Source organism: Xanthomonas sp. NCPPB 3442, assembly GCF_056725145.1.
Genome location: NZ_CM161514.1, coordinates 963,200 through 990,148, shown reverse-complemented (window position 1 = coordinate 990,148; position 26,949 = coordinate 963,200). Strand labels below are relative to the sequence as shown.

The window sequence follows — 26,949 nt, the reverse complement described above, 5'->3', positions numbered from 1 at the left end:
CCAGGCAGTCGATGTCCGCCCCTACCAGCAGCACCACCCGTCCGGTTGTTTCGGGACGCGCCTTGTGCGTGGATCTGGATGGCACGCTTTTGAATTCGGACATTCTCTATGAGTCGGTGCTGGCGTTGCTGGCGCGAAACCCGCTCTACGTGTTCTTGCTGCCGCTGTGGCTGTTGCGTGGCAAGGCCGCGCTGAAGCGCGAACTTGCGTCCCGCGTCGTCCTGCCTGCAGAGACCCTGCCCTACAACCACCAGGTGCTAGAGCTGTTGCGCACCACAGCGCAACGCCCGCGCGTGTTGTGCACCGCCTCCGACGCACTCCTGGTGCAGCCCATTGCAGAGCATCTGGGCCTCTTCGAGCAGGTCATTGCCAGTGATGGAAAGCGCAATCTGTCTGGTCGCAACAAGGCAGAGGTGCTGATCGACGCGTTTGGTCAGGGCAACTTCGATTACGCGGGCAACGGCAGCGTGGATTTGCACGTCTGGGACAAGGCCGGGGGCGCCTGGGTCGTCAACAACGGCACCGCACTGGCAAGGGCAGCGGCGCAAAGGACGACCGTGCATGCGCATTGGCCTGCCCCGTCGCGGGCCCGTGCGTGGCTGAAAGCGTTGCGCCTGCACCAATGGCTGAAGAATCTGCTCGTGTTCGTTCCGCTGCTGACCGCGCACCGATTCCTGGATCTGGAATCGGTGCTGCAATCCACGATTGCGCTGGTCGCATTCGGCTTATGCGCTTCCGGCGTCTACGTGCTCAATGATCTGCTGGACTTGACGCCTGACCGTCAGCATCCGCGTAAGCGCAAGCGCCCGTTTGCGGCAGGCCGACTCCCGCTTCTGCATGGCCTACTGGTTGCCCCTGCACTGACAGTGGCAGGCCTCCTGCTGTCGCTGGCATGCAATATTGAATTCACCCTGGTCTTGCTTGCTTACTACGTCATGACCTTGGCGTATTCGCTACGTTTGAAGCGCATTGTGATGATCGACGTGGTGCTGCTCGCAGCGCTCTACACCGTGCGCATCATCGGCGGCGCCGTGGCGATCGGTATCGAATTGTCGTTCTGGCTGTTGGCATTTTCGATGTTCATGTTCCTGTCGCTCGCGCTGCTCAAGCGCTACACGGAACTGCATGCCATGTTGAGCAGCGGCAAGACCAAGGCCAGTGGCCGGGCCTATTCGGTGGAGGATCTCTCGCTGCTGCAATCCATGGGTGCGGCGGCCGGCTACATCGCGGTGATGGTGATGGCGCTGTACATCAACAGTCCCGAGAGTGTGGAGCTGTACCGCAATCCCAAGCTGCTCTGGCTGGTGTGCCCGGTGTTGCTGTATTGGGTGAGCAGGGTCTGGATCATTGCTCATCGTGGAGAGATGCATGACGACCCGATCGTATTCGCTGCCACCGACCGTGTCAGTCAGATCGTTGTGGTGCTGTGCGGGTTATTCGCCCTGAGTGCCATCTGATGGCGCCGGGGCAATCCTGGGGGCGGTATCCCAGAGCGCAGCAGACGCTGCTACCGATCAATGATCGAGCGGCGAATCTGCCCGCATTCGACGGCTTTGCGCTGCCTCGTGGTAACGGACGCAGTTATGGCGATAGTTGCCTGAATCCGGATGGCGCACTGCTGTGCGCACGCGGGCTTGATCGATTCATTGCCTTTGATCCCGGCAATGGCGTCCTTCGCTGCGAGGCGGGGGTCACCCTTGCCGAGATCATCGAGCTGGTATTGCCGCAAGGTTGGTTTCTGCCGGTGACGCCCGGCACGCGCTACGTCACCGTTGCCGGCGCCATTGCCAACGATGTGCATGGCAAGAACCATCATCGCACCGGCAATTTTGGCCACCATGTGCGCGCATTCGAGCTGCTGCGTAGCGACGGCGAGCGCAGATTGTGTACGCCGGATGAGGCCGATCGCTGGTTCGCAGCTACAGTGGGAGGACTTGGGCTGACCGGCCTGATCACCTGGGCGGAAATTCAGCTGCGTCGGGTCGGCGGCCCCATGCTGGAAGCAGAAAACATTCGCTTCGGCTCGCTTGATGAGTTTTTTGCGTTGTCGGCGGCCGCAGCCGAAAGCCACGAGTACAGTGTGGCGTGGATCGATTGTCTGGCAAGCGGCAAGGCGCGTGGTCGCGGGCACTTTACCCGCGCAGATCACTGTACCGGGCTTGCGCAAGAGCGACCGAAACCGCCAGGTGCAGGTCTATCCATGCCTTTCACTCCGCCGATATCGCTGGTGAATACGTTCTCCCTGCGGCCTTTCAACACGCTCTACTACTGGCGCCAGCCCGCGCCGCGCAAACGCTTCGTCAGCCACCTCTTACCGTTCTTTTACCCGCTTGATGGAATCCGTGACTGGAACCGTATGTACGGTCCTTCTGGCTTTCTGCAGTATCAATGTGTCTTGCCGCCCGCAACCGCGCGGGACGGAGTGGACGCGCTGCTTGCAGAGATCGCGCGCAGCGGCAGTGGCTCGTTCCTGGCCGTGTTGAAGGAATTCGGCAACACGCCTTCCCTTGGCATGCTGTCTTTCCCAAGGCCAGGCACGACCTTGGCATTGGACTTTCCCAATACCGGTCCTGGCGTCTTCCGCCTGCTTGAGCGACTGGACCGCATTGTCGACGACGCAGGCGGTGCTCTGTACCCTGCCAAGGACGCACGTATGACAGCGCGGTCGTTTCAGCGTGCCTATGGCCGCTGGCGCGAGTTCGGCAGCTATCTCGATCCACGTTTTTCTTCCGGCTTCTGGCGCCGGGTCACGGAGTAGACATGCAACGCGTCCTCATTATCGGGGCCACCTCGGCCATTGCCGAAGCAACCGCCCGACGCTACGCCGCACGCGGTGCGGCCATCCACCTGCTCGGCCGCCAAGTCCCGCGCCTGGAAACGATTGCCGCCGACCTCACGACCCGCGGCGCGCGAACCAGCATCGGCGTGCTGGATGTCAACGACGATGCGCATCATGGCCAGGTTCTGGATGCAGCCTGGGCAGCATTGGGCGGTGTCGATGTCGTATTGGTCGCACATGGCACGTTGCCGGATCAGGCTGCGTGTAACGCATCGGTCGAACTGTCGCTGCGCGAATTCGCCACCAACGGCACCTCCACGATTGCCCTGTGCGCAGCGATTGTGCCGCGACTGACGTCGGGCGCTACGCTAGCAGTCATTTCCTCAGTGGCCGGAGATCGCGGCCGAGCCAGTAATTACCTCTATGGAAGCGCCAAGGCCGCAGTGACCGCCTACCTGAGCGGCCTGGGACAACACCTGCGCCCGCAAGGCATCAACGTGCTCACGATCAAGCCGGGCTTCGTCGACACCCCCATGACCGCTGCCTTCAAAAAGGGCGCACTGTGGGCAAAGCCGGACCAGATTGCCAAGGGGATCCTCAGTGCAGTGGACAAGCGTCGCGCTGTGGCCTACCTGCCTAGTTTCTGGTGGGCAATCATGCTGGTGATCAAGAACATCCCGGAATTCATTTTTCGCAGGATCAAGCTCTGACATGACGGACAAACACGCCAAGATCGTCATCACCGGCGCCGCGGGCCTGGTCGGCCAGAACCTAATCGTCGAACTCGAACAGCAGGGCTACACCCAGCTAGTGGCGATCGACAAACATGCGCACAACCTGCAGATCCTGCGCGAGCTGCACCCGGCCGTGCGCGTGGTGCAGGCGGACCTTGCCGAGCCCGGCGACTGGGCACGCGAGTTCGAGGGTGCAGCCTGCGTCGCCCAGTTGCACGCGCAGATCACCGGTAAGACAACCGATCTATTCACCCGAAACAACCTGACCGCGACCGCGCACGTGCTCGATGCCTGCCGCGCGGCGAAGGTGCCGTATCTGGTGCACATCAGCTCCTCGGTGGTGAACTCGGTGGCCAAGGATGACTACACCAACACAAAGCGCGCGCAGGAAGAGATGGTGGTCGCCAGTGGCCTGCGCCACTGCGTGCTACGCCCAACCCTGATGTTCGGCTGGTTCGACCCCAAGCACCTGGGCTGGCTGTCGCGCTTCATGGCCAAAACGCCGGTGTTCCCGATTCCGGGCGATGGCCGCTTCATGCGCCAGCCGCTGTACGAGCGCGACTTCTGTCGTTGCATCGCCAAGTGCATCGAACGCGAGCCCGACGGCGATGTCTACGATATCGTTGGCGATACGCGCGTGGACTACGTCGACATCATCAAGACGATCAAGCGGGTCAAGAAACTGCACACCCTGATCGTGCACATCCCGATCGGCTTCTTCGCCTTCCTGCTGCGCGTGTATTCGCTCTTCAGTTCCAAGCCGCCGTTCACCGCCGACCAGTTGAAGGCGCTGAGCGCTGGCGACGACTTCAAGGGCGTCGATACCGAAGCCGTGTTCGGCGTACGCCAGACGCCGTTCGAAGACGCAATCCGGGAGAGTTACACCGATCCTCGGTATAGCCGCATCGTTCTGCAGCGCTAAAGAGACCGCTATTTCCCAGCATTGAAAATCGTCTTCTAGTGGGTCTTCTTTATTGTGCCCGCCGAAGAACTTCGCAAACTTGACCAATCTGCTCTCATACCATCAAGCTCAACCCTAAGGGCTGGGGAAGCCTCCATCACCACGAAGGAATAGCGCCCGTCCCACCGGGAAACTGAAATCCGCGCGCATTGTCTTTATGTTTATTTTTGGCGGATACATGTCGGTTCCGCCTCCAAATGCCGCAGGGAAAACCAATGCTTCGCACGCTGTGCGATGGGATCCGCGGGCCCATTGCCAGAGCGCGCTTGCTCCCTTCTTTTTCGAAGAAAAGTCCATGTTCTGCCTATTTCGCAAGTGGCATGCCATTGCCGTCCTGAGCATGTCGCTGTTGGCATGCCAGCAATCACCACACCCGGGTCTCTTGCAGGAGGGTGGCTGCCCCCCGAAGCAGTCTCCCTATCTTAAGCAGGCGCCGAGCATCGACGGGCGTATCACCTACTGCGACCAGGGGGACGCCTCCACTGGCGAAATCAGGACAACGGCATACCCCGCCGGGACCCGGCGCGTGACCGTGATGATGGCGGGATATCCCGATACCGAGGGCGTCCGCATCCTGGCGGTCGCCACCGACGGCAGTTTCACTTCGACATTGAAGGCGGACAAGATCGGGGAGAGCTGGAAATCGGTCACCTTCCAGTTGCCCGAGGCGGCCCAGACGCACGCGTTCTACCTTCAGCTCGTCGACGACGCGACCGGCCCATTCGGCTGGGCTGGAATGGGCTTTGATCGTGCCGGCCTGTCCACGACCCTGCCTGCCCACGCGCTGCCGATGGCATTGGCGATCCTGACCGCGCACCTGTGGATAATCCTCGCCGGCTTGCTGCTGCCACGAACCTGGACGATACCGGCGCGCGCGTTGTGCGCGGTCCTGGCGCTCGGTGCGGCATCCGGGTGCGTCATTGCGAGCTACATCGCATCTCCCACCCTCGGCGGAATCATCGCCTACGGCCTTGCCGCACTGCCGCTGCTTGCGCTACCGCTTCGGCTGCGCCGAGGACCGGCACCGATTGCCGAGGCCGCCGCGCTACACCACATCTTCTTTCCCTCGTTCCTGCTGACATTGCTGATTCTCTGGATCGGACTCTATCCGTTCTCATGGGACGGGCAGGACTGGCAGGTCGCCGCCAATCGTTGGCGTAACCTGCCCATGGACTCGTGGCTACCACTCACCTTCGCCGAGATGGTTTCGGCCGGGCGCCTGGACGTACCCATGATCGGCGACTGGCTGAGTAGCGATCGGCCGCCCCTGCAGTCTGGCCTGTATCTGCTGTTCTTTCATTCCTGGCTACCGGGCGGCGGCCTTATCTATCAGGCCCTTTCGACGTGGGCCCAAGCCCTGGTGCTAGTGCCGCTGCTCGTCTTGGTCGGCACGCTGCCGCTGCGTTCGCAACGGGCCGCGATCGTCTTCGCGCTGGCGCTTTCGCCGCTGGTACTACTCAACGGCCTGTTCGTTTGGCCCAAACTTTTTGCAGCGACGTTTTGCGCCATCTTCCACATCGCCCTGTTCGGGCCAGCCAGCATCGCCAGGCCAGCGCTGTGGTCGATGGCCGGCCTTGCAGCAGCCATGGCCATGCTGTCACATGGCGGAGCGCTATTCGCCCTGGTCGGATCCACAGCCGCCCTACTGCTATTGAACCGCAAGCAAGCATTATGGGTACTTGTCAAGACTGGCATCCTTGCCGTGTCCGCCTACCTGCCTTGGGTTGGCTACCAGCGCCTTATCGATCCGCCCGGCGACAGACTGTTAAAGTGGCATTTCGCCGGGCAAGTCCCGGTCACCCAGGATTCGTTCTTACACGTCCTGCGTGCAGCCTATGCCGATCTTGGCTTTGGCCAATGGCTCGCTGGCCGCGCCTACAATTTAAACAGCCTCATGCACGGCAGTTTTGGTTTTTTCGGCGACGCACTTGCGCTGTTCCGAAGTTACAGCCCTGCAGCGATCACGACCGTCGTCGATAACAGTTTTTTCTACGGCGCTTACTCGCTGTGGTTTGCGTCGCCTCTGTGGTTGCTGCCCTGCATTGCCTACGCGCTGGCAAAGCACCGCAACTTGCGCCTAGTGCGATTCCCCTCCGACCTGGCACTCGCCACAGCATTCTCGTTCCTGCTCTGGATCCTGGTGATCTACGAGCCTGGACAGACGATCATTCATCAGGGCGCCTACTTCAGCTTTCTGATGAGCATGCTGGTAGTACTAATCATGCTTGCTCAATGCCTTCCGCCGGCACTATATGCCGTCGTCGCGCTCAATGTCGCGGTCGCGGCACTTGCCTATGCCTTCGACAGGCCTTTTGATGGCGCGTCGTCCGCAATCTATATCGGTGCCACCCTGGCATTGACGGGGGGCCTGCTCGCCTCCTGTAGCCTGGCTTCAGCAGAAGATGGATGAGAACCGCGAGTGTTAATTTTTTCGCTGCGGCCCTACGCACTAGGATTGGCGCAGGCAATGATCGCCATCCCTGCGCCGGCCCACCTCACTCCGGCACCGCATCACCGACGGCGATGACAGGCTAAACTTCCCTCTTGCCTGCCGCGCGACCCATTGATTCTGGCGCTGGCGCCCCTCTACTGAAGCCAATGACATGACCTCAAAGAAGAACTACGCGATCGTCGGCGCCGGCCCCATGGGCCTGATGGCGGCCGTTCGGCTCCTCGACGCCGGCCACAGCGTGGATATCTACGAACGCGACGACCGCATCGGTGGCATGTCCGCGACCTTCGATTTCGATGGCCTTTCCATCGAACGCTACTATCATTTCATCTGCAAGACCGACGATCCGCTGTTCGCCCTGCTGGGCCGTTACGGCATGTCGGACAAGCTGCATTGGACGGATACCAAGATGGGCTATTTCTACAATGGAAAGCTCTACAAGTGGGGAACGCCGTTCGCATTGCTCGGCTTCCCGCATCTTGGGCCGATCAGCAAGCTCCGCTACGCGCTGCACGTCATGTATACCAAAGGCATCAAGGACTGGACGGCGCTGGACAAGGTCAATGCGACCGCGTGGATCCGCAAGTGGATTGGCGACAAGGCATACGACGTGATGTGGAAGGATGCATTCCGGCTGAAGTTCTTCGAATACAAGGACAATCTGTCCGCCAGCTGGATCGGTACGCGCATCAAGCGGATCGCGTTATCGCGGCGCAGCCTTATGCACGAGAGCCTTGGCTACCTGGATGGCGGCTCGATGACCCTACTTGACAAGATGGCCGCAGACATCATCTCCCGCGGCGGTCGCATTGTGCTGTCGCAGGGCATCGATGAAGTCGTGAGTGAAAACGGCAACGTCAGCGGCGTCCGCGTAGGCGGCCAGTTCCTGGCCTACGATGGCGTAGTCTCGACGGCTCCCATCCAATACGTGCCGGCGATGGTGCCCGGCTTGCCTTCCGATTTCAGCGCCCAAATCCGCGCCATCGAGAATATTCCGGTCGCCTGCGTCATTTTGAAACTGAAGCACGCGGTCAGCGAAAATTTCTGGATGAACATCAGCGACCCGAACATCGCGATTCCGGGCGTAATCGAATACAGCAACCTCAATCCCACCACGCCGCCGGGGCAGAAGATCCTGTACGCCCCGTTCTACATGCCCAAGACCCATCCGAAATGGAGCATGAGCAACGAAGCACTGATCGAAGAGGTACTTGGCTATCTGCCGAAGCTGAATCCGTCATTCCAACGCGACTGGGTTCTGGCAACGCACTGCCACCGCTATGAGTTCGCGCAGACCATTTGTCCGCCTGGATTCCAGGATATGCTGCCAGCCATGCGCACCCCGGTGTCCGGATTTTTCATGGCCGATACTGCCTATTACTACCCGGAGGACCGCTCAATCTCCGAGAGTCTGCAGGCTGCAGATCGTCTCGCAGAAGAAGTCCTGCGGGGATGATCAGCCAACAGTTCCTCCGGTTCATCGTTGCTGGCGGAACCGCCGCAGCGGTGAACTTCGGTTCGCGCATTGCGCTAAGCAATATCATGCCGTACGCGCCTGCGATCATCGTGGCCTACATCATCGGCATGATCACTGCTTTTCTGCTCAACAAGCGCTTTGTGTTCGAGCAATCAGGCAACGCCTTGCATCATCAGGCAGCTTGGTTCGTGGCGATCAATATGTTGGCTGTCTTGCAGACATTGGCTGTCAGCCTGCTGTTGGCGCGCTGGCTGTTTCCCGCAATCGGGATGCGTTTCCATGCCGAAGCCGTCGCTCACTTGGTGGGTGTTGCGGTCCCCGTTTTCACAAGCTACGCCGGGCATAAGGCGCTGACATTCCGGGAGCTTCGCTCATGAATGCATCGACTCACGATCAACGGCTTCAACTACCCGAGACCCCACAACTTGCTCGTACTCGTCCGGCGCTGTCGGTGCTGCTTGTTGCCGTGGCTGCTGCGCTCATTCGACTGATGTACGTGCAGCACTTCGCCGTCGCTATGCCTTTCTGGGATCAGTGGGATGCCGAAGGCTTGCATCTGTTGAAGCCTTGGATCGAAGGCTCGCTGCGGATGGTTGATCTGTTTGCCCCGCACAACGAACACCGTATCCTGCCGACTCGGCTGGTAACACTGGCGGTGTACGCACTTACCGGCACATGGAACAACCTTTATGAAGCCCGCGCAAGCACCCTCATCTATGCATTGATTCCGGCAAGTCTCAGCTGGATCGCATTGCGGGACATCAGTCTCGGCCGTCGCCGGTGGTCACTGGTCGGGCTGGCAGTGCTCTTTGCAGCACTGCCCTTCGGCTGGGAGAATTTTCTGATTGGTTTTCAGAGCCAGTTCTATTTTCTCATCGTATTCGGCATCGCAACCGTCTCCATCGCCGCGAGTAGGCACGACAACCTTATCGGCTGCGGATTAGTCTTGCTGCTGTCGGCGGTCTCCTGCAGCACCATGGCATCGGGACTTCTCACGCCAATAGCAGCAACCGCTGTTTATCTCATGGCATGTTTGGTGCTCCCAGGCCGCCGCTGGCCCGCATTGCTCACCTGTGCAGTGCTGATCCCACTCGCTATTCTTGCGTTTCTGAAGACGCCGGTCATTCTCCCACATCAAACGATGCGTCCCCACGACCTGCTGCACTTCGCAGACGCACTCAACCACATCCTGGGCTGGCCGATCATCGGTTACCACTGGGCTGTCTTCTATCTGTGGCTACTCTGTCCGATCATGTTTGTCCGACTGATTTGGCGGAAGCAAGTGACCCGTACTGACTTGATTATGGCAGGCTTGGCCGGCTGGAGCACAATCCAAGCACTGGCGATCGCTATGGGGCGCGGGCAAGGCCTGATCGAATTGACACCACGCTATAGCGAGCTCTTGTTGCCTGGATTGTTTGCCAATGCTTGGTTCGCGCTACGCATGTGGAAAGCCGATATTGAGAATCGTCAAATCCGCTGGACGGCACGCATAGCTATTACCGCATTTGCGGGCGTATTACTCGGCGGCCTGATAGTCCGTACTCCCCTCGATTGGGCACAGTTAGTGGGCAGATCCGGCGCGCTTGCCCTGCAACAGCACAACACGCTGCGGTACCTACGCACGGGCGACCCGGAAGCATTGAACGTGCCCCATTTCGAGATCCCCTACCCACGTGCAGATCTTCTACGCCAGATGCTCGATGACCCCACATTGCGAAGAATCCTGCCCAACGAGAAAGACTGAGGCAAGCGAGAATCACGCAGAAGATCGGATATCTACTGTGAGTCTTTCCTGTTCGGACTTTTTTGCAAAATTGGCAATTGCGTCATTGGAGCCAAGTTGGGCCTTACTGATTAGTTGTGTCGAGGCATTGCAGAAGATTAGCTGGAGCTTCAGGTCGGGACACTTCTTCGGCTTTGCGTCCGGAAGCCGGGAGCGCAGAGCCGCTATGCGACTACTTGGAGCGGAGAGCCCCGATTCAGAGATAAGCGTTCCCAAGGGGGGGGACGCAATGGCCACCCCAGAAACGATTACATCGTCAGCCAAATTGACTACTTGCCGCGCTGGGTGAAAGCCGTTTCCGCTATAGCAGCGTATGTCACTGAGCGTGTCACGAATCTGATCAAATGGATAACTGACACACAGATACTGCTGGGAACGGAGGCAGCTGACGCTGGCGATTCCGGATCCAAGGCAGATGCTTCGACGCTCTTCGCAGCGAAATCAACGCTGAAGAATGAGTGGAAGCAGCACTATTGGAAACATAAGCGCCCTTCGCTTGTCCTATTTTCGCCGAACTGACCCGACGAAGTGAGGTACGCGACGTATCCGCTGGAACCACCAGAGATCGCTGAAATAATTCAAAATTAGCCGCAACCGATCATACCTTGTCGATCGCAAAAAAATCTAACGGCGAGCGGAAAGTACTTCGACGTCTACTGCAGGGCACATCTGAATCTTCTTGTAGTTCAACGCTTACTGCCGTGGCCGCCGGCATACTGGAACTTCACCTGCTCAAATCCTGCGAAACGGCAGAGAACGAATTCTTCGCCCATCCAGTACGTGCTGATCACATTGGATAGAACGATGCGAACGGCGAGGTATCATGCGGCGGCGAGCATTATCGATCGGCGCCGAAAGGATTAGACGCCACGAATATTACCACTTCAATCCTGATGTCCGTGGAGCTGGCGCCAAGCCTGACGATCACTCTTTTGAGCATGGACAGAGCCAGCGACAGCGCTGGCGCTGACGGTAATCAGTTGATGACGGTGAGTTCGATGTTCAAATTGCATTCGGTCGCCGGCTCTTCGTTATTGATGATGGAAAGGAAGTATTTGCCGGGTGCAATCCCTTTCAGCGAAAGCACAACGTTATAACCGGACATTGCCAGTCCTGGAGCTCCAAGTGCGGCAACCACGTCTTGACGCTCGCCTTTCGCACGAAGCGGATACTGATAGGACTGGGTTTGCCCCTTAAAAATCAGCATAGCCTTCTCGGGAACCTGCTTTTGTGCATCGCCCATCCAACCAGCGAACAACGAACCCGCACCCGCTTTGACCGACGCATTCGCTGCCGGGGTACCGTCTACCGAATCCAATGCACAGCTACCCCCGGCCACAAGTGGCTGCGCGGGGGCTTGGTAGAGCGCGGATTTAACGGCAGTGGTGCCGGGATCTTCTGGGACCGGTGCTTCGTGCCGCTTGCACCCCACCAGCAATGCCAGCATCAGGGAAGCGATCAGAATAATCGGTCGCATCTCAGAACTCCAAGGTGATCGACTTGCGTAGAAGAGGCCATTCAACCCGAAACGCGGGGTGGATAGGCGAGGGTGAATGGCGTCGATTCAATTGTCAAATTGAGGTTGTAGTAAGGGTCCTGCTGCAACAACTTGCCCCAGCGCCCTTTCATGAAGCTTTCTTCGCGCTTGAAGCGGGCTATCTTTTCTGGAGTGGTCTCGTAGCCACGCGAAGCCGATTCGTGATGATAGAGCTCGGCGAAAGGGGTCCACAGGTTGCGGTAGCCGGCTTCACGAACGCGGAGGCAGAAGTCGACGTCGTTGAAAGCCACTTCCAGTTGCTCGTCCAATCCGCCAACTTGCTCGAACACCGAGCGGCGCACAATCGCACAGGCCGCAGTCACCGCACTAAGACTCTGCGCCAAGCCACCGCGATGTTTGTCGCCCGGCCAGCCACGCGCCATGCCCACATAGCAGTGCCCGGCCACGCCACCGATGCCGAGGATCACGCCGGCGTGCTGAATCGTGTTGTTCGGGTAGTACAGCATCGCTCCCACCACCCCGATCTCGGGACGTAGTGCGTGGGCGACCATCTCGTCCAGCCAATCGCGACTGATGACCTCGATATCGTTGTTGAGCAGCCCCAGCACCTTCCCACGGGCAACGCGCGCGCCGGCGTTGTTGATCGCCGAGTAGTTGAACGGATGCGGGTACGGCAGCACGCGGACGCGCGGATCCTGCTGTACCTGCGCAAAATACTCCCTGGAAGCCTCCTCCTGGGAATCGTTGTCAATGACTACGATCTCGTAGTTCGGATAATCGGTACGTTGCAGGATCGAATCGATGCACTGCTTGAGCAGATCGATGCGATCACGGGTGGGGATCAGCAGACTGACCAGCGGTCGCGGTTCCGGTAACGGATAGGAAATACGGAAGTACCCGCTGTAGCTCGTCATCTCCAGCACCTTGCCACCGTTGCCGGTGCGATCCAGATGCGTCTGAACCGCGCGCAGCGCGGCAAGGTGCGCGTACGATTTCTCGCCTGGCGCCATCGCGGTGGAGCCGCTGATCATGCGCCAGTGATACAGCACGAACGGAAGATGGCCGATCGCATCGTGCGGAAGATTTTCGGCGACCCGCAACGTCAGATCCCAATCCTGGGCACCCTCGAACCCTTCGAGGAACCCGCCGACCGCACGCACTGCTTCGGCGCGATAGACGGTCAAGTGGCAGACGCAGTTCTGCGAAAGGAACAGATCTGGATTCCAGTCCGACTTAAAGTAGGGATCCGAGCGTTTCCCTTCCACGTCGATCTTGTCTTCGTCGGTGAACAGCATCTGCCAGTGCGGATTGTTCTCGAACGCCTTGACACTCTTGAGCAGGGCCAGGGGATGCAATTCGTCGTCGTGGTCGAGCAATGCCACGAACTCACCGCTGGCCATCTGCAGCGCGGTGTTCGACGCCGCAGAAATATGTCCGTTCTGCTCGCGTCGCTGGAACCGCACGCGCTCGTCGAGCTCAGCATATTCTGAAAGCACACGCATCACCGCAGGATCGGTGGAGGCGTCGTCGGCGATGCACAACTCCCAATTTGGGTACACCTGCTCGCGCACGCTTTCGATGCAGCGGCGCAACCAACGCTCGGGAGTGTTGTACGTCGGCACGATGACTGATACCAGCGGTCTACGCGTCAAGGAAGCAAGTTCTGCATCAGCAGCCTGCTTCCATGCAGCGTCACGGCAATCGTAGAACTCCTGCCACACCTCGTAATCGGAGAAAGACACCGAGTACATGCGCGCCGAATACTCGTGATAGAGGCGATCGGCCATGCTGCGAACCCCCTTGGTCAACACATCGATCGCCGTCCGCGCCAATAGCCGAAGCTTGCTTACGCTACTTTCGCGGCGGGCAAACGATGCGCCGAATAAACGCCGCAGGGCCTCGCCGCGGTTGATGCGCTGTAATTGCAAGGTGGAATGACTGAAATCCATTGGTGCGACCGATGGATCGAACCGGATGCCTGTGGTCGACTCCACGAGACGGATTACGATCTCAAATCGGCACGTTTCGCCGCTGAGCAAGTTCAACGGAAGATCGATGCGATCGGCCTCGCCGAAGTGTCTGACACGATAGGATGGGTATAGCACCGGCGCGAACATGCGTCCGCGGTAGATAGACAATTCGCCGCTGAGCACATACCAGCCCCCGACCAAGTCTTCGCCCTCCCAAAGCAATTGCACCTGAGGATCGCTGCCAGAGGCTCGCCACCTGGCGTCGTGCGCTGCGGCGGTCGGGAATGTCGAGGACAGCGGCGCAATCTGCTGCAGGGGAATAACGCTAAGTGCAATTGTTTCGGACATCTAGCCCTCGGGGAAGGTCCCTCGGGTCACCGGGGGTAGGTATTCTAAAGGATAAACGGGCTGCAAATCCCTTGCCAGCGTTTCCGCATGGCGGTCCGGGTCTAGCGTGAAGGCGGGACTATCGAGCGATAGGCATGGACTGTAGGCCGGGTCGGCAACAAGCACTTGCTGCCAACGCGCCAGCATCGTGGAGACCTCGCCGGCAAACCGCGCCTGCTTCTCTGGATCATCTTCAATGCCCCGGCTAGCCGACTCGTGGTGATAGGCCTGGGCGTGCGGCGTCCACGCATTTTCGTAACCGTGCGCACGTAGCCGTAAACAGAAATCGACGTCATTGAAGGCTACCGCGATCGATTCATCCAGGCCTCCAATGGCGACATAGGCTGCACGCGTCACCGCCAGACAAGCGGCGGTGACCGCCGAATAGTGCTGTACCACAAGAGCGCGCCCGTATTCGCCGGCAAAATCGTGCGGCGCATGGGCAAAGGCATGCGCTGCAACACCACCGACGCCCAGCACGACGCCTGCGTGTTGCAACGAGCCGTCCGGGTAGAACAGCTTCGCGCCAATTGCCCCTGCCCTCGGACGTAAAGCCAGCCGCACCAGTTCCTGCAGCCAACCAGCATCGGTGATCTCGATATCATTGTTGAGCAAAACCACGATCTGGGCATCGCACTGCGCCACCGCATAGTTGTTGATCGCAGAATAGTTGAACGGGCGATCGTAACGCAGTATCCGAACCCGAGCGTCTTGGCTGATCGCGTCGAAATAGGCATGCGATTGCGCTTCAACGGAACCGTTATCCACCACGGTGATGCGATAGCGCGAATATTGTGTCGTGGCTAGAAGAGTGGAAATACACCGCTCAAGAAGGTCGATGCGGTCGCGCGTCGGGATGATGATCTCGACTTCTGGCTCTGCGCCCAACCCATACTGCACGCGCAGGCGGCGCCGTCCGAAGACCTCGACCTCCGCGCCCTGTGCGCGCAAAGACCGCCCAAGCACGCGCGCACGCGCCACCGCGCTCACCTCGTGACGCGCAAATGGCGCATAGATGGGGCCGACATCGCCGCTCACATGGCGCAGCACATGCGGCACGTGCAGCGGGACTGCGCCGTGCTCGTGAATCAATGCAGACAGCAACGAGAACCACGGCACTTCCGGATCCAGGCTATCGAGCAGGCTGTCCTTGATCTCTTGCCTGCGCACGAACGCACTGCGCCCAAGATAATCCTGCTCGTACCAGCGCAAACGATCCCAAACCGGCTTGAACAGCGGAGCGAAACGCTGCTCCTGTTCCTGCACCCTGTCTTCGTCGCTGTAGAGCACGGACGCTGCCGGGAACGAAGAAGCTGCCATGGCCAGGACCTTGACGGTCACTGGATGGATGCGATCGTCCGCAGCAAGCACAGCGACAAAGTTCGCTTGAGCCATGCGCAGACGAGCGCCCAGCGATGCGTAGACATCCACCTCCCGTAGCGAAGGCATCGCACAGTTCTTGGGCCATTCACCGATTTGCCGGGCATCAGCCACGATTTCGACGGACTGCCCAGCCAAGCGTGCAAGCGCTTCAAGGCATGCCGAGAAATCCGCACCCTCTTGGTCGTGCAAGATCAACGAAAGAACGCCAGCCCGCACCGATGTATCGTTGCCTGCCGAAGATACCAACTCCGCCAGCCGCCGGTCTTCGCGCAGCGCCCAGGTCCTGTAGCCGGCATCGCGCGTCCTGACATCCTTCCGCTCGGTGCAGAGCAGCGCCTGCAACGAAGCAGCCGCACCCTGCTCGCGCCATTGCGACCGCGCGCTATCGGCAAACTCCAGCGCCTCCTGTGGCGAATCTCGCAAGCGCGCGCCAACCCCGTTTCGCAACAACAACCAGAACGCTTCGCGTTCGCTCAACCGGTAGATCTCAAGCGGCCCCAGCTCAAACCTTGCATATGCGTCTGTCGGATCGAACCTCAGCGCCTGCAAGGCTGCGGAAAAATGCACCACCGCATCCAACATGCCACTGCCCACAGCCAGACCGAGATCAATGCGGGTTTGCTCGTCGATCCCGCTGCCATAGTCGGGATAGAGGCAGGGATTGGCCAGAAGACCGTCCAATTCTCGCAAGCTGCCACGCAGCCTGTACCAGCCGGCAGCAAGAGGCAATTCCGGGTGGACCAGCGCGAACTGTGGGTCTGACCCGACAGATTCCCAGCATGTGATGCCGCCGAAGACCGTTGCGGCAAGATTAGCCATCGGCGTCGCATCCAGGCGCACTCGTGTCGGCAGACGTTGGCTCGCGGTGGGCACTGTCACCGCAGCTTCCACCATCTGCGCCCTTGCATCTTCACGAGCATGGCCATCTGCTGATTCTGAATCTCGGCCATCGCATCCAACTTGGATTCCAGTGCACGCAGCGCTTCGGATGACTCAATCTTCTCAAGCGCGCCGCCAAGCCTCGCGGTCAGCTCGCTCTGCTGAGTTCCCCAGTGCTGGATCGACTCCACCAGACGGCCGTCGGTGGCAACGAGCCGGTCATGCAACGCGCCTTGCCCTTCGGCCAATTGCTGAACGACGGCCTCGATCCGCTGCAAGGTCGGCTGCATATATGCAAGACCGTCTCCAAGAGAAGTATGTAGCTGCGCGATGGACGCGTACATGTTTACGCCGTGCTGGCCCGCCAGATTGAGCGAGTGCTGCAGCGACGCAAACCCGTCGGCGATCTCCAGGTGCCTTCCGTCGCCGCCCGGGACGTGCCCCGCTGTGCGCGGCACGGACACATCCAGCATGCCCTCGATTGCGTCACGCTGGTCCTTACCCGTCACCTGCCGCTGAAATACCAATTCGCGGTCGACCCACAGATCAAAATCGCCATCTGGCACCGAAGCAAACACGTCAACAAAAACGTCCAGCAACAGAGCCCGCAGATTGATCGGCTCGCCCTCTGCCATCGTGGCCACGACACTGCCGCCATAAGTAAACAGCAGCGAACGCAGCAGTAGCCAGCCCAGCGTTGGACGCTCGACGACCCACTCGCGATCGAAGTAGACGATCCGACCATCGGCGGTGCACAACAAATTCGATGGGGTGGCGTCAAGATAGTCGTCGGGCAAAATGCTGTCGGCACTGTCCAGCGATACGACATGCCCATCGTCGTGGAGAACCTGCGCCAAAGCATGCAAATAGCGACGCGCTTCCGCAACGATGTCGTTCCGGGTCCAACCGGGCTTGGCTAGTGCCGCGCGGATTCCGTCGACCAGCAAAACCCCTTGAAAGTAGTCAGAATCGCTTTGCACATGCAAGCGAACGCCGCCCTCTGCTGGAGGCAAATCGGACAATCTGCGTGCGCGCACCCGCAACGACCGGTCAGGCTCCACCACAAAAAGCGTTTCGCGGGCATAAGAAGCCAGCCGCTGCGTGCTGTAGTGGTAAGCCAATTCGGTTTGTTCGGCCATCACCACGTCTTCGGCCACAGCTTCGACCAAGAAGGAGTTGGCGAGATCCAGTGCCAAACCGTTGGAAGCGACCACCGGCCAGACGCGCTGTAGATTGAAGGTCGTCGGTGTGAGTTGAGGATCGCGACGAACCGCCTGTGCGGCCAGCGCGCCAGCATCGAAGTGCGCCGGATCGGCAGAGAGGCCGCGCTCGGTGACGATCGTTGCCGGCATCTTGTAGTCGGGCAAAGGCGCCGAAAAGCGGCTGCGCCCATACCCGGCTTCACGGAGCAATCCATCGAGCTCGGATCTTCCGTAGGTGCGTGCGCCACGTGGTTGATAGCGATTTTCAATCCCGACCATCGGATGTCCCAGATGGTCTTCCGGCACGCCGGCCATGTATTTCAGGCCCAGCTGATTCTCGATGGCCAAAATCAGTCGTCCACCCGGCGCCAACAACTCCCTTGCGGCCTGTAGCATGTGCAACGCGGGATTCTCTGCATCGGAGAACAGACTGGCGTACTCCAGAACGCCGATCAAGGTCACGACGTCGAAGCGTTCGGCAACAGCGAAGTCCTGGAAACGCTCGGCCACCACAGCGACATTGCGCAACTCACGGGTACGTTCGCGGGCAATGCTGGCACGCCGCAACGAGCCTTCCAGCGCCAGAACGTCCGCCCCGCTCTCGCCGAGGTAGCGGGTGATCGCACCGCATCCGGCGCCGATTTCGAGAATTCGCGCACCTGGCTGAAGATACTGCGCAAACGGCCGCAGCAGATTCGCCCGCTCCGTGGACAGGTGATAACGACTCGGCCAATCAACGCAAGCAACTGCCAGTTCGGCCGAGAACACACTGACGTCGGCAGCTGCGCGTAACGTCGCCAGAAGTCCATCTTCTGAGTTGTCACCATCGCTGTAGTCGATACTGTCATAACCCTCGCGGCGCCACACGGCAACGTCGGCAGGCAGGACATAGCCAGCTGCTACCAATAGATCGTTCATGCAATGTTTCCTTGAATCATCAATGCGACTGGTCAGCCGGACTGGCGAGGAGCAGCCATTTCCAGCCGCATATCAAGTCCGCCCATACCGAAAAAGTCAGCGTTGATCACTTTGAAATGGATGCTGTCGTAGCGCCTGTCATGCGGTACCACATCTTCTTCGCCGCGACTGGCCACGCCGACGGATAAGAAATAGTCGCCATCGGCCAAGTCGCAGCGGAAGACGGCCACCACATCGACTGTGCTGCCAGCGATGCCGCCGGCTATGAACGCAGGCAGTGGCTTGTACTCGCTATTGGTGCCGTAAACCACGACCCCCTCTGCCGTCTTCAAGGTGAAACCGATGATTGGCCGAACCACCTCACGATCGAACACCATCCTGACCACGAGGCGTACTTCCTGCCCGGATTCAAGAATCGGCGGGTAAAGCGTCTGCGCCGATCTCAACTCGAAGTCGGTGATACGGACGGCTGCATCGCCCCAGCGGAATTCGTTCGGATTGTAGTTAGGACGCGACTCGTAGCTACTGTCCGCACCGGAAAATGGGACAGTCTCTTCAAATGGCGCCTCTGCAGCCCGTTCGCCTGCATCGGAGGAGAGAGCATCGGTATCTCCGCTACCGAACAACAGGTTGTAATAGGCATTGACCACGTCCTTGGGTTTGCCTTGACGCAGGACGCGGCCGCTGTCCAGCAGCTGGGCAAACTCGCAGTGCTGGACGATCTGATCGGCCGAGTGACTGACCAGCAGGATCGAAGCGCCGTCGTCCTTGAGCTGTTTCAGACGCGCAAAGCACTTGGCTTGAAACTTTGCGTCGCCGACCGACAAGGCTTCGTCGACGATCAACAACTGCGGATGCACCTGCGCCTGCACCGCAAACGCCAATCGCACCACCATGCCACTGGAGTAGCTGCGGATCGGCTGGTCGATGAACGCGCCAATGTCGGCAAAGGCGAGAATGCGATCAAGCGCCGAATCCACTTCCTCCTTGCTCAATCCGAGAATGGCGGCGTTGAGATAGACGTTTTCGCGCCCAGTAAATTCGGGGTTGAAGCCGCTTCCCAATTCCAACAACGCTGCGACGCGCCCCTTTACCTGGATGCTGCCCTCTGTTGGAGTCAACGTGCCGGCGATCATCTGCAAGAACGTCGATTTCCCCGAACCGTTGCGACCGATGAGGCCAACCGTTTGGCCCCGACGCACCTGCAAGTCGGCGCCGCGCAGTGCCCAGAATTCCCGGTAATAGCGACGCGAGCCGCCAACCAAGCCCTGCAACAAGCGGTGCGAAGGTCGATCGTAGATGTGATAGCACTTGCCGACCCCACGTGCATCGACTATCAGGTCGGCGTCGCCGGAAATCGGATTGACCACGTGTGGCGCAACCTGGAGTTCAGAGGACATCGGCAAATCCTCGACGCGTCTTCTGAAAAACAAAATAGCCAAGATAAGCAAACGCCAAGGCGCCGAGCGTATACAGCCCCAACCCAGTCCAATCCGGCGCACGCCCCCAAAACGCGACGTCCCGCGCCTCGTCGATGATGAACGTGAGGGGGTTGAGGTGAAAAACAAATTGGTACTTCGGTGGCAGCGTACTCACGGGAACGATGGCAGAAGACAGAAACAGCGTTGCCGTGGCGATCACACCAGTCATCTGCCCGATATCGCGCAGGAATACGCTAAGGGAAGACAGCAGCCATCCCAACCCGAGCAATCCGACCGCCAGTGGCAGAAAGACGAACGGCAGGAAGACCAGCGTCGGATGCAGCTCATGCCGCACGATCAGGTTCAGCAGAACGAATACCAGCGAATTGGTAAAGGCATGAAACAGTGCTGACATCACCATCGTCCACGGCAGCACGTCCAGCGGAAACACGAGCCGCTTGACCAAGTTCGAATTGCCGATAATCAAGGTAGGCGCACGCGCCAGGCATTCGGCAAACAGCCCATGCACGATCAGCCCGAGGAACAGCAACATGGCAAAGTCCGCGATGTTGCCACTGGTGCCGGGCCAGCGTGATTTCAGCACGTAACCAAATGCCAGTGTGTAGATGACTAGCATCATGAAAGGACTAATCAACGACCACAGCAGACCAAAGCTTGCGCCGCGGTAGCGACCAAGCACGTCACGCCTGGTCATCTCCATGGTCAGACTGGGGTAATGCAACCATGCGTGGAATGGACCAGTCGGCGAAATGCGAGTCGCCCGTTGCAGCACATCGTGCATGTCAGCTCCGCAGCGCGTCATCAAGGTCGGACCGCAAATCCCCCACATCTTCAATCCCCACGCTCAACCGCACCAGCGCATCGCTGATACCAAGCTGGTCACGGCGGGCAACCGGAATGGAGGCGTGGGTCATGACGGCGGGATGGTTGAGCAGGCTTTCCACGCCGCCGAGCGATTCGGCCAGGGTGAACAATTCGGTCTTTTCGCAGAAACGCCTGGCTGCGTCGAAGCCGCCCTTGAGGACGATGGAGACGATGCCGCCGAAGCCGGACATCTGGGTTTTCGCGAGCGCATGCTGCGGGTGCGAAGCAAGGCCGGGGTAGATGACCTTTTCGATCGCAGGGTGGGTTTCCAGCCATTGCGCGAGCGCCAGGGCATTCTCGCAATGCGCGCGCATGCGCAGCGGCAGGGTCTTGAGGCCGCGCAGGGCGAGGAAGCTGTCGAACGGGCCCTGGACGCCGCCGATGGAGTTCTGCAGGAACGCCATCTGCTCGGCGAGCTCGGCGTTGTCGCCAACCACCGCGATGCCGCCGACCATGTCCGAGTGGCCGTTGAGATACTTGGTGGCCGAGTGCACGACGATGTCCGCACCCAGGCTGAGCGGGCGCTGCAGCATCGGGGAAGCGAACGTGTTGTCGACCACGATCAACAGGCCGTGCTTGCGCGCGATCGCGGCAATGGCAGCGATATCGACCAGTTTGAGCATCGGGTTGGTCGGGGTTTCGATCCACACCATCTTGGTGTCGGGGCGGATTGCAGCTTCGAAAGCGGCCGGGTCGGTCAGGTCGACGAAGCTGAAATCCAGGCCGGCGGTGCGACGGCGCACGCGCTCGAACAGGCGAAAGGTGCCGCCGTACAGGTCGTCCATCGCCACCACGTGGCTGCCGGCATCCAGCAACTCCATCACCGTCGAGGTGGCAGCCATGCCGGAAGCGAACGCAAATGCGCGCGTACCGCCTTCCAGCGCGGCAACGCAACGCTCGTAGGCGAAGCGCGTGGGGTTGTGGGTGCGCGAATATTCGAAGCCCTGGTGCTCGCCGGGGCTGGACTGCGCATAGGTGGACGTCGCATAGATCGGCGGCATCACCGCGCCGGTGCTCGGATCTGGCGACTGCCCTCCATGGATCGCCAGCGTTGCGAGCGACAGCGCGCGCTCGCCGTCATGGCTATGAGTGGTGCGATTGGACATGGAGGTTCCCGAAAAAGTGGGCGATTGTAACAAGCAGGTCTGAATGGCCCGTGCCGCGCGTCTCATCCGAGCGCGCGGCAGTGCCGGATTACTGCACGATCACTGCACGCGACGGCGCAGGTAGTTGAGCAGGTCGATGCGGGTGATCAAGCCAAGAAATTGCGTGCCGTCCATGACGATGGCGACCTGGCCACGGTCGAACACCGGCAGCAGCGCTTCGATCGGCGACGCGACGTCCAGACGATCCAGCTTGCTGACCATGGCAGTGGAAATCGGGTCGCGGAAACGGGATTCGTCGCCATAGACATGCAGCAGCACGTCGCTTTCGTCCACGATGCCCACCAGCTCGCCTTCATCGATCACCGGCAACTGCGAGACGTCGTACAGCTTCATGCGCTGGTAGGCGGTGGTCAGCAGATCCTTCGGGCCCACCACCACGGTGTCGCGCTTGTTGTAAGGGCGCAGGATCAGGTCGCGCAGATCGCCATGTTGCGGGCGCTCCAAAAAGCCGTTGTCGAGCATCCAGTAGTCGTTGTACATCTTCGACAGATACTTGTTGCCGGTATCGCAGACGAACACCAGCACGCGCTTGGGCGTGGTCTGCTCGCGGCAATACTTCAGCGCCGCGGCCAGCAGGGTGCCGGTGGACGAGCCGCCGAGGATGCCCTCCTTGGCCAGCAGCTCGCGCGCGGTATGGAAGCTTTCCGCGTCGCTGATGGAATAGGCCTTCTTGACCCGCGAAAAGTCGGAGATATCCGGCAGGAAATCCTCGCCGATGCCTTCGACCAACCAGCTGCCGGACTTTTCGCTGACCGTGCCCTCTTCGATGTACTGGGTCAGGATCGAACCGACCGGGTCGGCCAATACCAGTTCGGTGTGCGGCGAGGCGCTGGCGAAGGCGCGCGACAGGCCGGTCATGGTGCCGGAGCTGCCGCAACCGAACACGATGGCGTCCAGTTGGCCGCCCATCTGCGCCAGGATTTCCGGGCCGGTGCCGAATTCGTGCGCGGCCGGGTTGTCCGGGTTGCCGAACTGGTTGATGAAGTAGGCGCCGGGAGTCTCGGCTGCGATCCTGGCAGCGAGGTCCTGGTAGTACTCGGGGTGGCCCTTGGCCACATCCGAGCGCGTCAGCACTACGTTGGCGCCCATGGCCTTGAGATTGAAGATCTTCTCGCGGCTCATCTTGTCCGGCACCACCAGGATCAACTGGTAGCCCTTCTGCTGCGCCACCAGGGCCAAGCCCAGACCGGTGTTGCCGGCGGTACCCTCCACCAGGGTAGCGCCGGGCTTGAGATCGCCGCGCTGCTCGGCCGCTTCGATCATCGACAGACCGATACGGTCCTTGATCGATCCGCCAGGATTATTCGCCTCCAGCTTGAGGAACAGCTCGCAGACGCCGGTGTCCAGGCGCTGGGCCTTGACGATCGGCGTGTTGCCAATCAGTTCGAGTACGGAGGAATGAATCGCCATCGGGATATCGTCGCTGCGCCACGCGGGCTAGACCGGTCATTATCCGACGAACCGCCGGGGAATGCTCATTCAGCATTGAACCGATTGCACAGGCCGATGAACGAACAGGCTCAACCGTTCGCCGATGTGCCCCCGCCAGCAAACGCCGCTCCAACTAAAGACGCGGACGGTGGCAAGCCGACGAGGAGGCCGCCACCGCCCGCGACGGTGAACTTGTTCTAACGGTGGGGAAGGATCAGTGGGTGAGCTGGTCGTACATCCGGGTGAGCTTTTCTTTTGCCTGCAACTTCTCGCGCTTCATCTGGCCCAAGGTCACGTCGTCGATCGGGAGCACCCCGAGTTCGGCATCCATGCATTTCTTGTTCAATAGCTTGTGGCGTTGGTAGAGCTGCTTGAACTGGGGATCGGACTTCATCAATGCGTCGATTTCGGTCTGCGGTTGCCCTTCGAACATGGCGTTACCTCCTTCACTTAAAACAAGAACGCCCCGGCCAGCGAAGGCACGGGGCGCAGCTTGGGGATGGAAGACCAACGCGTTGCAAAGGCCGACACACCGGCGGGACCACCAACAACTGCTCCACCATGTTGTCTCGCTGCGTGCCTCTGCATCACTGGCCCGGCCCTCCGTACTTCCCGGGCCGCGGAGTTGCTGCCCGGAGGTACGACCCTACGCCGGTCGCGGAGGGGGTTCAAGACCGAAACGGCCGCATTTGCCGTTCCCTGCCTCAATCAGTGACCGCGGTTCAACCAGGCGTCATGCACCGGTTAAAAGCCCTTAACTTCCAATCACTTGCAATGAACGACATCAGGGCGCGACAACGACCTCGGCCGCGCGGGTCTTGCTGGCCGCGCCTTTGGTGCCGGTGACCTGCAGCCGCGAGGCCGACACGCCGCCTGCCACCAACGCATCGCGCAGTGCTTCGGCACGCTTCTTGGCAATGGCTGCATCGGTGTCGAAGCCGACGATGCTGACCCGGCCCTTCTTGCCGATGTTCAGATATTCGGCCAATGCCTTGGCCTGCCCGGCGGCATCCCCGGACAACGCCGCCTTGCCACCGAAGGCGCCACTGCCCAGGGAAAACACTTCGCCGCGGCTGTCGAACTTGGCGGCCGGCAGCTTGGCCCCGGCGACCAGCTCGGCCTCCTCATGCGCCAGTTGCACCGCCTTCTGCTGGGCCGCGTTGAGCTTGGCGGTCTGCTTGCCGGCCACGCTGGTCAACGCCAGCTCGGCGTCCTGGCGGGCGAGCGCTTCCTGTTCGGCGGCCTGGCGTGCCTGCTCGGCGGCCTCGGCCTGGATCTGCGCCTGCACGCGCAGGCGTTCGGCTTCCTGGCGCGCCCGTGCGGCATCGCGGCGACTGGCTTCGATCAGCAAGTCGTTGCGCGTGCCTTCCAGGCGGTCCAATTCGCGCCGCGCCAGCGCGGTACGGGCGGTGAGTTCGGCGATTTCGACCCGCCGGTCGGCCAGAAACACCAGCTCGTCGCGGTCGCGGCGTTTGGCCTCGGCCAGCGCAGCCACGCTTTGCTGCGCCTGCAGCCGCTCAAAGCGCGCCAGATCATTGGTCTGCGGGTCGTTCTGTAGTGCGGCCAGGCGCCGGTTGAGCGCGTCGGCCTGCGGGTCGTCCTTGGCCGCCATCGCCAGCGGCGGCAACGTGACCAGGCTCAACACACCGAGATACAGCAGGGGGCGCAGTTTCATCGGCCGCCCTCCCCGGTATTGAGGGTGTTCTGCAACTGCGCCACTTCCTTCCTGCGCTGTTCCAGTTGAGCGGCGACCACCGCTTCTTCGCTGCGGGCCTTGGCCAGGTCGGCGTCGGCGGCGGCGCGCAAGGCGATCTGGGGCACCTGCTTGCGCTGGCGCTTGTCCAGTTGCGCCTGCTGGGCCTGCATCAATTCCTGGCGGGCCAGGTTGACCAGATCCGGGGCGTATTGGTCGGCATCGGCCTGGGTGGCACGTTGCACGGCCTGTTCGGCGGCGGTGAGCTCCGGTGCCACCTGGGCGGCAGCCGGAGAGGAAAGGACCATGAAACAGGCGATGCCATACAGGGATCGCCGCAAGTATGCGAAGCTAGCCGTCATTAGGGGAGCCGTAGCGAGAAGTCTCGAGCACGGCCATTGTCGGAAGCCTGCGGCGGACTTGCAACGAGACGCTGCTGTTTGTTGGGGAACCATTGCGCATGGATATCGGCTACTTCCTGAAGCTGATGACCGAAAAGAATGCCTCGGACATGTTCTTGACCACCGGCGCGCCGGTGTACATCAAGATCGAGGGCAAGCTTTACCCGCTCGGCAATACGGGGTTGCCGCCGGGAATGGTCAAGAAAATCGCCTACTCGTTGATGGACGAAGGCCAGGTGCCGCAGTTCGAACGCGAGCTCGAGCTCAACATGGCCATCGCCCTGCCCGATGCCGGCCGTTTCCGCGTGAACGTTTTCAAGCAGCGCGGCGAGGTGGGCATGGTGATTCGCGCCATTCGCAGCCGGATTCCCAGCATCGAAGAGCTCAACCTGCCGCAGGTGCTCAAGGACGTCATCATGACCCCGCGCGGGCTGGTGCTGGTGGTGGGTTCGACCGGTTCGGGCAAGTCGACCTCGCTGGCGTCGATGATCGACCACCGCAACAGCACCACCACCGGGCACATCCTCACCATCGAGGACCCGATCGAATACCTGCACAAGCACAAGATGTCGATCGTGAACCAGCGCGAGGTGGGCCTGGACACGCACGCCTTCCAGAGCGCGCTGAAGAACGCCATGCGCGAGGCGCCGGACGTGATCCTGATCGGCGAGATCCTGGACGCCGAAACCATGGAGGCGGCGATCGCGTTCGCCGAAACCGGCCACCTGTGCCTGGCCACGCTGCACTCCAACAACGCCGACCAGACCATCGAGCGCATCCTCAATTTCTTCCCGGAAAGCGCGCACAAGAACGTGCTGATGAACCTGGCGCTGAATCTGCGCGCAGTGGTCTCCCAGCGCCTGGTCAAGGGCGTGGACGGGCGCCGCCGCCCCGCCACCGAGGTGTTGCTCAATACCCCGATGATCCGCGACCTGCTACGGCGCGGCCAGGTGCACGAGGTCAAGGCAGCGATGGAAGAGTCGCTGGAAGAAGGCATGCAGACCTTCGACCAATGCCTGTTCCGGATGGTGAAGTCGGGCGAAATCGAGCAGGAAGAAGCACTGCGCGCGGCCGACTCGCGCGACGGCCTGGCGCTGAAGTTCCGTCTCTCCGAGGGCGGCTCCGGCGAGCACGACCCGTATGCGGATTACGAAGCGGCCGCGGCACCGAAGATCAGTCACGGGTTCATCTAATCGGTTTGGCGGCGACGATCGGTGATCTTGCGGCACCGGGGGGCCGCTGGATCCTGGTGGTTAAGAGCGAACTCTGCGACGTGCTCCGCATTCGCGATGCCGATGCAACCGGCGCCCTCATCCGGCGCTGCGCGCCACCTTCTCCCGCTTGCGGGAGAAGGACGAGATCGGCGCTCGCACGGTGCTTTCAGGTGCCGGTGCCGAAGCTCTCAAACTTACATTTCGTTGTCGCCTGGCGTGACGCCGACTGCCCGATCCGGTGAGTGCCTGCCTGCCCTTCTCCCGTGCCATGGGAGAAGGCGCCCGAAGGGCGGATGAGGGCTGTGACAGCCT

General features: G+C 60.6%; 20 protein-coding genes. 9 read left to right on the top strand and 11 right to left on the bottom strand.

Translation table 11 applies throughout. The features are described from left to right. The first annotated feature begins 68 nt into the window (after nt 1–68). From AC1POX_RS04505 to AC1POX_RS04470, 8 genes are all read left to right on the top strand, one after another. A complete protein-coding gene (locus tag AC1POX_RS04505) occupies nt 69–1,457 on the top strand; it encodes a UbiA family prenyltransferase (protein WP_055026748.1) in 1,389 nt (462 codons plus the stop codon). Beyond that, nucleotides 1,457–2,758 carry an FAD-binding oxidoreductase gene (locus AC1POX_RS04500; protein WP_338334292.1) on the top strand — a complete coding sequence of 434 codons (1,302 nt, stop codon included), beginning with the start codon at nt 1,457–1,459 and terminating at the stop codon, nt 2,756–2,758. Before AC1POX_RS04505 ends, AC1POX_RS04500 begins: the two co-directional genes overlap by 1 nt. 2 nt (nt 2,759–2,760) lie before the next feature. Continuing rightward, entirely contained in the window at nt 2,761–3,489 is a 729-nt protein-coding gene (locus tag AC1POX_RS04495; RefSeq protein ID WP_008576929.1) for an SDR family oxidoreductase, read from the top strand. Nucleotide 3,490: 1 nt separating this feature from the next. Beyond that, nucleotides 3,491–4,435, top strand: a complete 945-nt coding sequence (locus AC1POX_RS04490) for an NAD-dependent epimerase/dehydratase family protein (RefSeq protein WP_218531432.1) — start codon at nt 3,491–3,493, stop codon at nt 4,433–4,435. A gap of 196 nt (nt 4,436–4,631) precedes the next feature. Further along, nucleotides 4,632–6,884, top strand: a complete 2,253-nt coding sequence (locus AC1POX_RS04485; RefSeq protein WP_372356793.1) for a hypothetical protein — start codon at nt 4,632–4,634, stop codon at nt 6,882–6,884. Nucleotides 6,885–7,077: 193 nt separating this feature from the next. Next, entirely contained in the window at nt 7,078–8,382 is a 1,305-nt protein-coding gene (locus AC1POX_RS04480; protein ID WP_184421048.1) for an NAD(P)/FAD-dependent oxidoreductase, read from the top strand. Continuing rightward, on the top strand, nt 8,379–8,780 hold the full coding sequence (locus AC1POX_RS04475) for a GtrA family protein (RefSeq protein WP_184421050.1): 402 nt from the start codon (nt 8,379–8,381) through the stop codon (nt 8,778–8,780). Before AC1POX_RS04480 ends, AC1POX_RS04475 begins: the two co-directional genes overlap by 4 nt. Next, nucleotides 8,777–10,150: a hypothetical protein gene (locus tag AC1POX_RS04470; RefSeq protein ID WP_184421052.1), complete on the top strand. Its 1,374-nt coding sequence runs from the start codon at nt 8,777–8,779 to the stop codon at nt 10,148–10,150. Before AC1POX_RS04475 ends, AC1POX_RS04470 begins: the two co-directional genes overlap by 4 nt. Nucleotides 10,151–11,165: 1,015 nt before the next feature. Here the strand turns inward: AC1POX_RS04470 and AC1POX_RS04465 are convergent. The 11 genes from AC1POX_RS04465 to AC1POX_RS04415 all read right to left on the bottom strand — a co-directional run bounded on the left by AC1POX_RS04465 (nt 11,166) and on the right by AC1POX_RS04415 (nt 25,384). Continuing rightward, nucleotides 11,166–11,666, bottom strand: a complete 501-nt coding sequence (locus tag AC1POX_RS04465) for a hypothetical protein (protein ID WP_338339459.1) — start codon at nt 11,664–11,666, stop codon at nt 11,166–11,168. A gap of 41 nt (nt 11,667–11,707) precedes the next feature. Then, nucleotides 11,708–14,005, bottom strand: a complete 2,298-nt coding sequence (locus tag AC1POX_RS04460; protein ID WP_031424945.1) for a glycosyltransferase family 2 protein — start codon at nt 14,003–14,005, stop codon at nt 11,708–11,710. Continuing rightward, complete coding sequence (locus AC1POX_RS04455) at nt 14,006–16,246, bottom strand: glycosyltransferase family 2 protein (protein WP_372356792.1); 2,241 nt, start codon at nt 16,244–16,246, stop codon at nt 14,006–14,008. Nucleotides 16,247–16,302: 56 nt separating this feature from the next. Beyond that, nucleotides 16,303–18,426 (bottom strand): class I SAM-dependent methyltransferase, encoded by a 2,124-nt coding sequence (locus AC1POX_RS04450; RefSeq protein WP_372356791.1) that lies wholly within the window; start codon nt 18,424–18,426, stop codon nt 16,303–16,305. A gap of 32 nt (nt 18,427–18,458) precedes the next feature. Continuing rightward, nucleotides 18,459–19,826: an ABC transporter ATP-binding protein gene (locus AC1POX_RS04445; protein ID WP_184421058.1), complete on the bottom strand. Its 1,368-nt coding sequence runs from the start codon at nt 19,824–19,826 to the stop codon at nt 18,459–18,461. Further along, nucleotides 19,816–20,649: an ABC transporter permease gene (locus tag AC1POX_RS04440; protein WP_338339464.1), complete on the bottom strand. Its 834-nt coding sequence runs from the start codon at nt 20,647–20,649 to the stop codon at nt 19,816–19,818. Before AC1POX_RS04440 ends, AC1POX_RS04445 begins: the two co-directional genes overlap by 11 nt. A 1-nt stretch (nt 20,650) precedes the next feature. Further along, nucleotides 20,651–21,838 carry a cystathionine gamma-synthase gene (locus tag AC1POX_RS04435; protein WP_338339465.1) on the bottom strand — a complete coding sequence of 396 codons (1,188 nt, stop codon included), beginning with the start codon at nt 21,836–21,838 and terminating at the stop codon, nt 20,651–20,653. Nucleotides 21,839–21,937: 99 nt separating this feature from the next. Further along, nucleotides 21,938–23,308, bottom strand: a complete 1,371-nt coding sequence (locus AC1POX_RS04430) for a pyridoxal-phosphate dependent enzyme (RefSeq protein ID WP_029820309.1) — start codon at nt 23,306–23,308, stop codon at nt 21,938–21,940. Nucleotides 23,309–23,543: 235 nt separating this feature from the next. Further along, nucleotides 23,544–23,762, bottom strand: a complete 219-nt coding sequence (locus tag AC1POX_RS04425; RefSeq protein WP_003484103.1) for an HP1242/YdcH family protein — start codon at nt 23,760–23,762, stop codon at nt 23,544–23,546. A gap of 351 nt (nt 23,763–24,113) precedes the next feature. Further along, a complete protein-coding gene (locus tag AC1POX_RS04420) occupies nt 24,114–25,004 on the bottom strand; it encodes an OmpA family protein (protein WP_031424951.1) in 891 nt (296 codons plus the stop codon). Then, nucleotides 25,001–25,384: a DUF4398 domain-containing protein gene (locus AC1POX_RS04415; protein WP_042774027.1), complete on the bottom strand. Its 384-nt coding sequence runs from the start codon at nt 25,382–25,384 to the stop codon at nt 25,001–25,003. The genes AC1POX_RS04420 and AC1POX_RS04415 overlap by 4 nt, the downstream gene beginning before the upstream one ends. 98 nt (nt 25,385–25,482) lie before the next feature. Here AC1POX_RS04415 and AC1POX_RS04410 point away from each other — a divergent pair, with 98 nt between their 5' ends. Continuing rightward, nucleotides 25,483–26,616, top strand: a complete 1,134-nt coding sequence (locus AC1POX_RS04410; RefSeq protein WP_008576907.1) for a PilT/PilU family type 4a pilus ATPase — start codon at nt 25,483–25,485, stop codon at nt 26,614–26,616. Nucleotides 26,617–26,949: the final 333 nt, after the last annotated feature.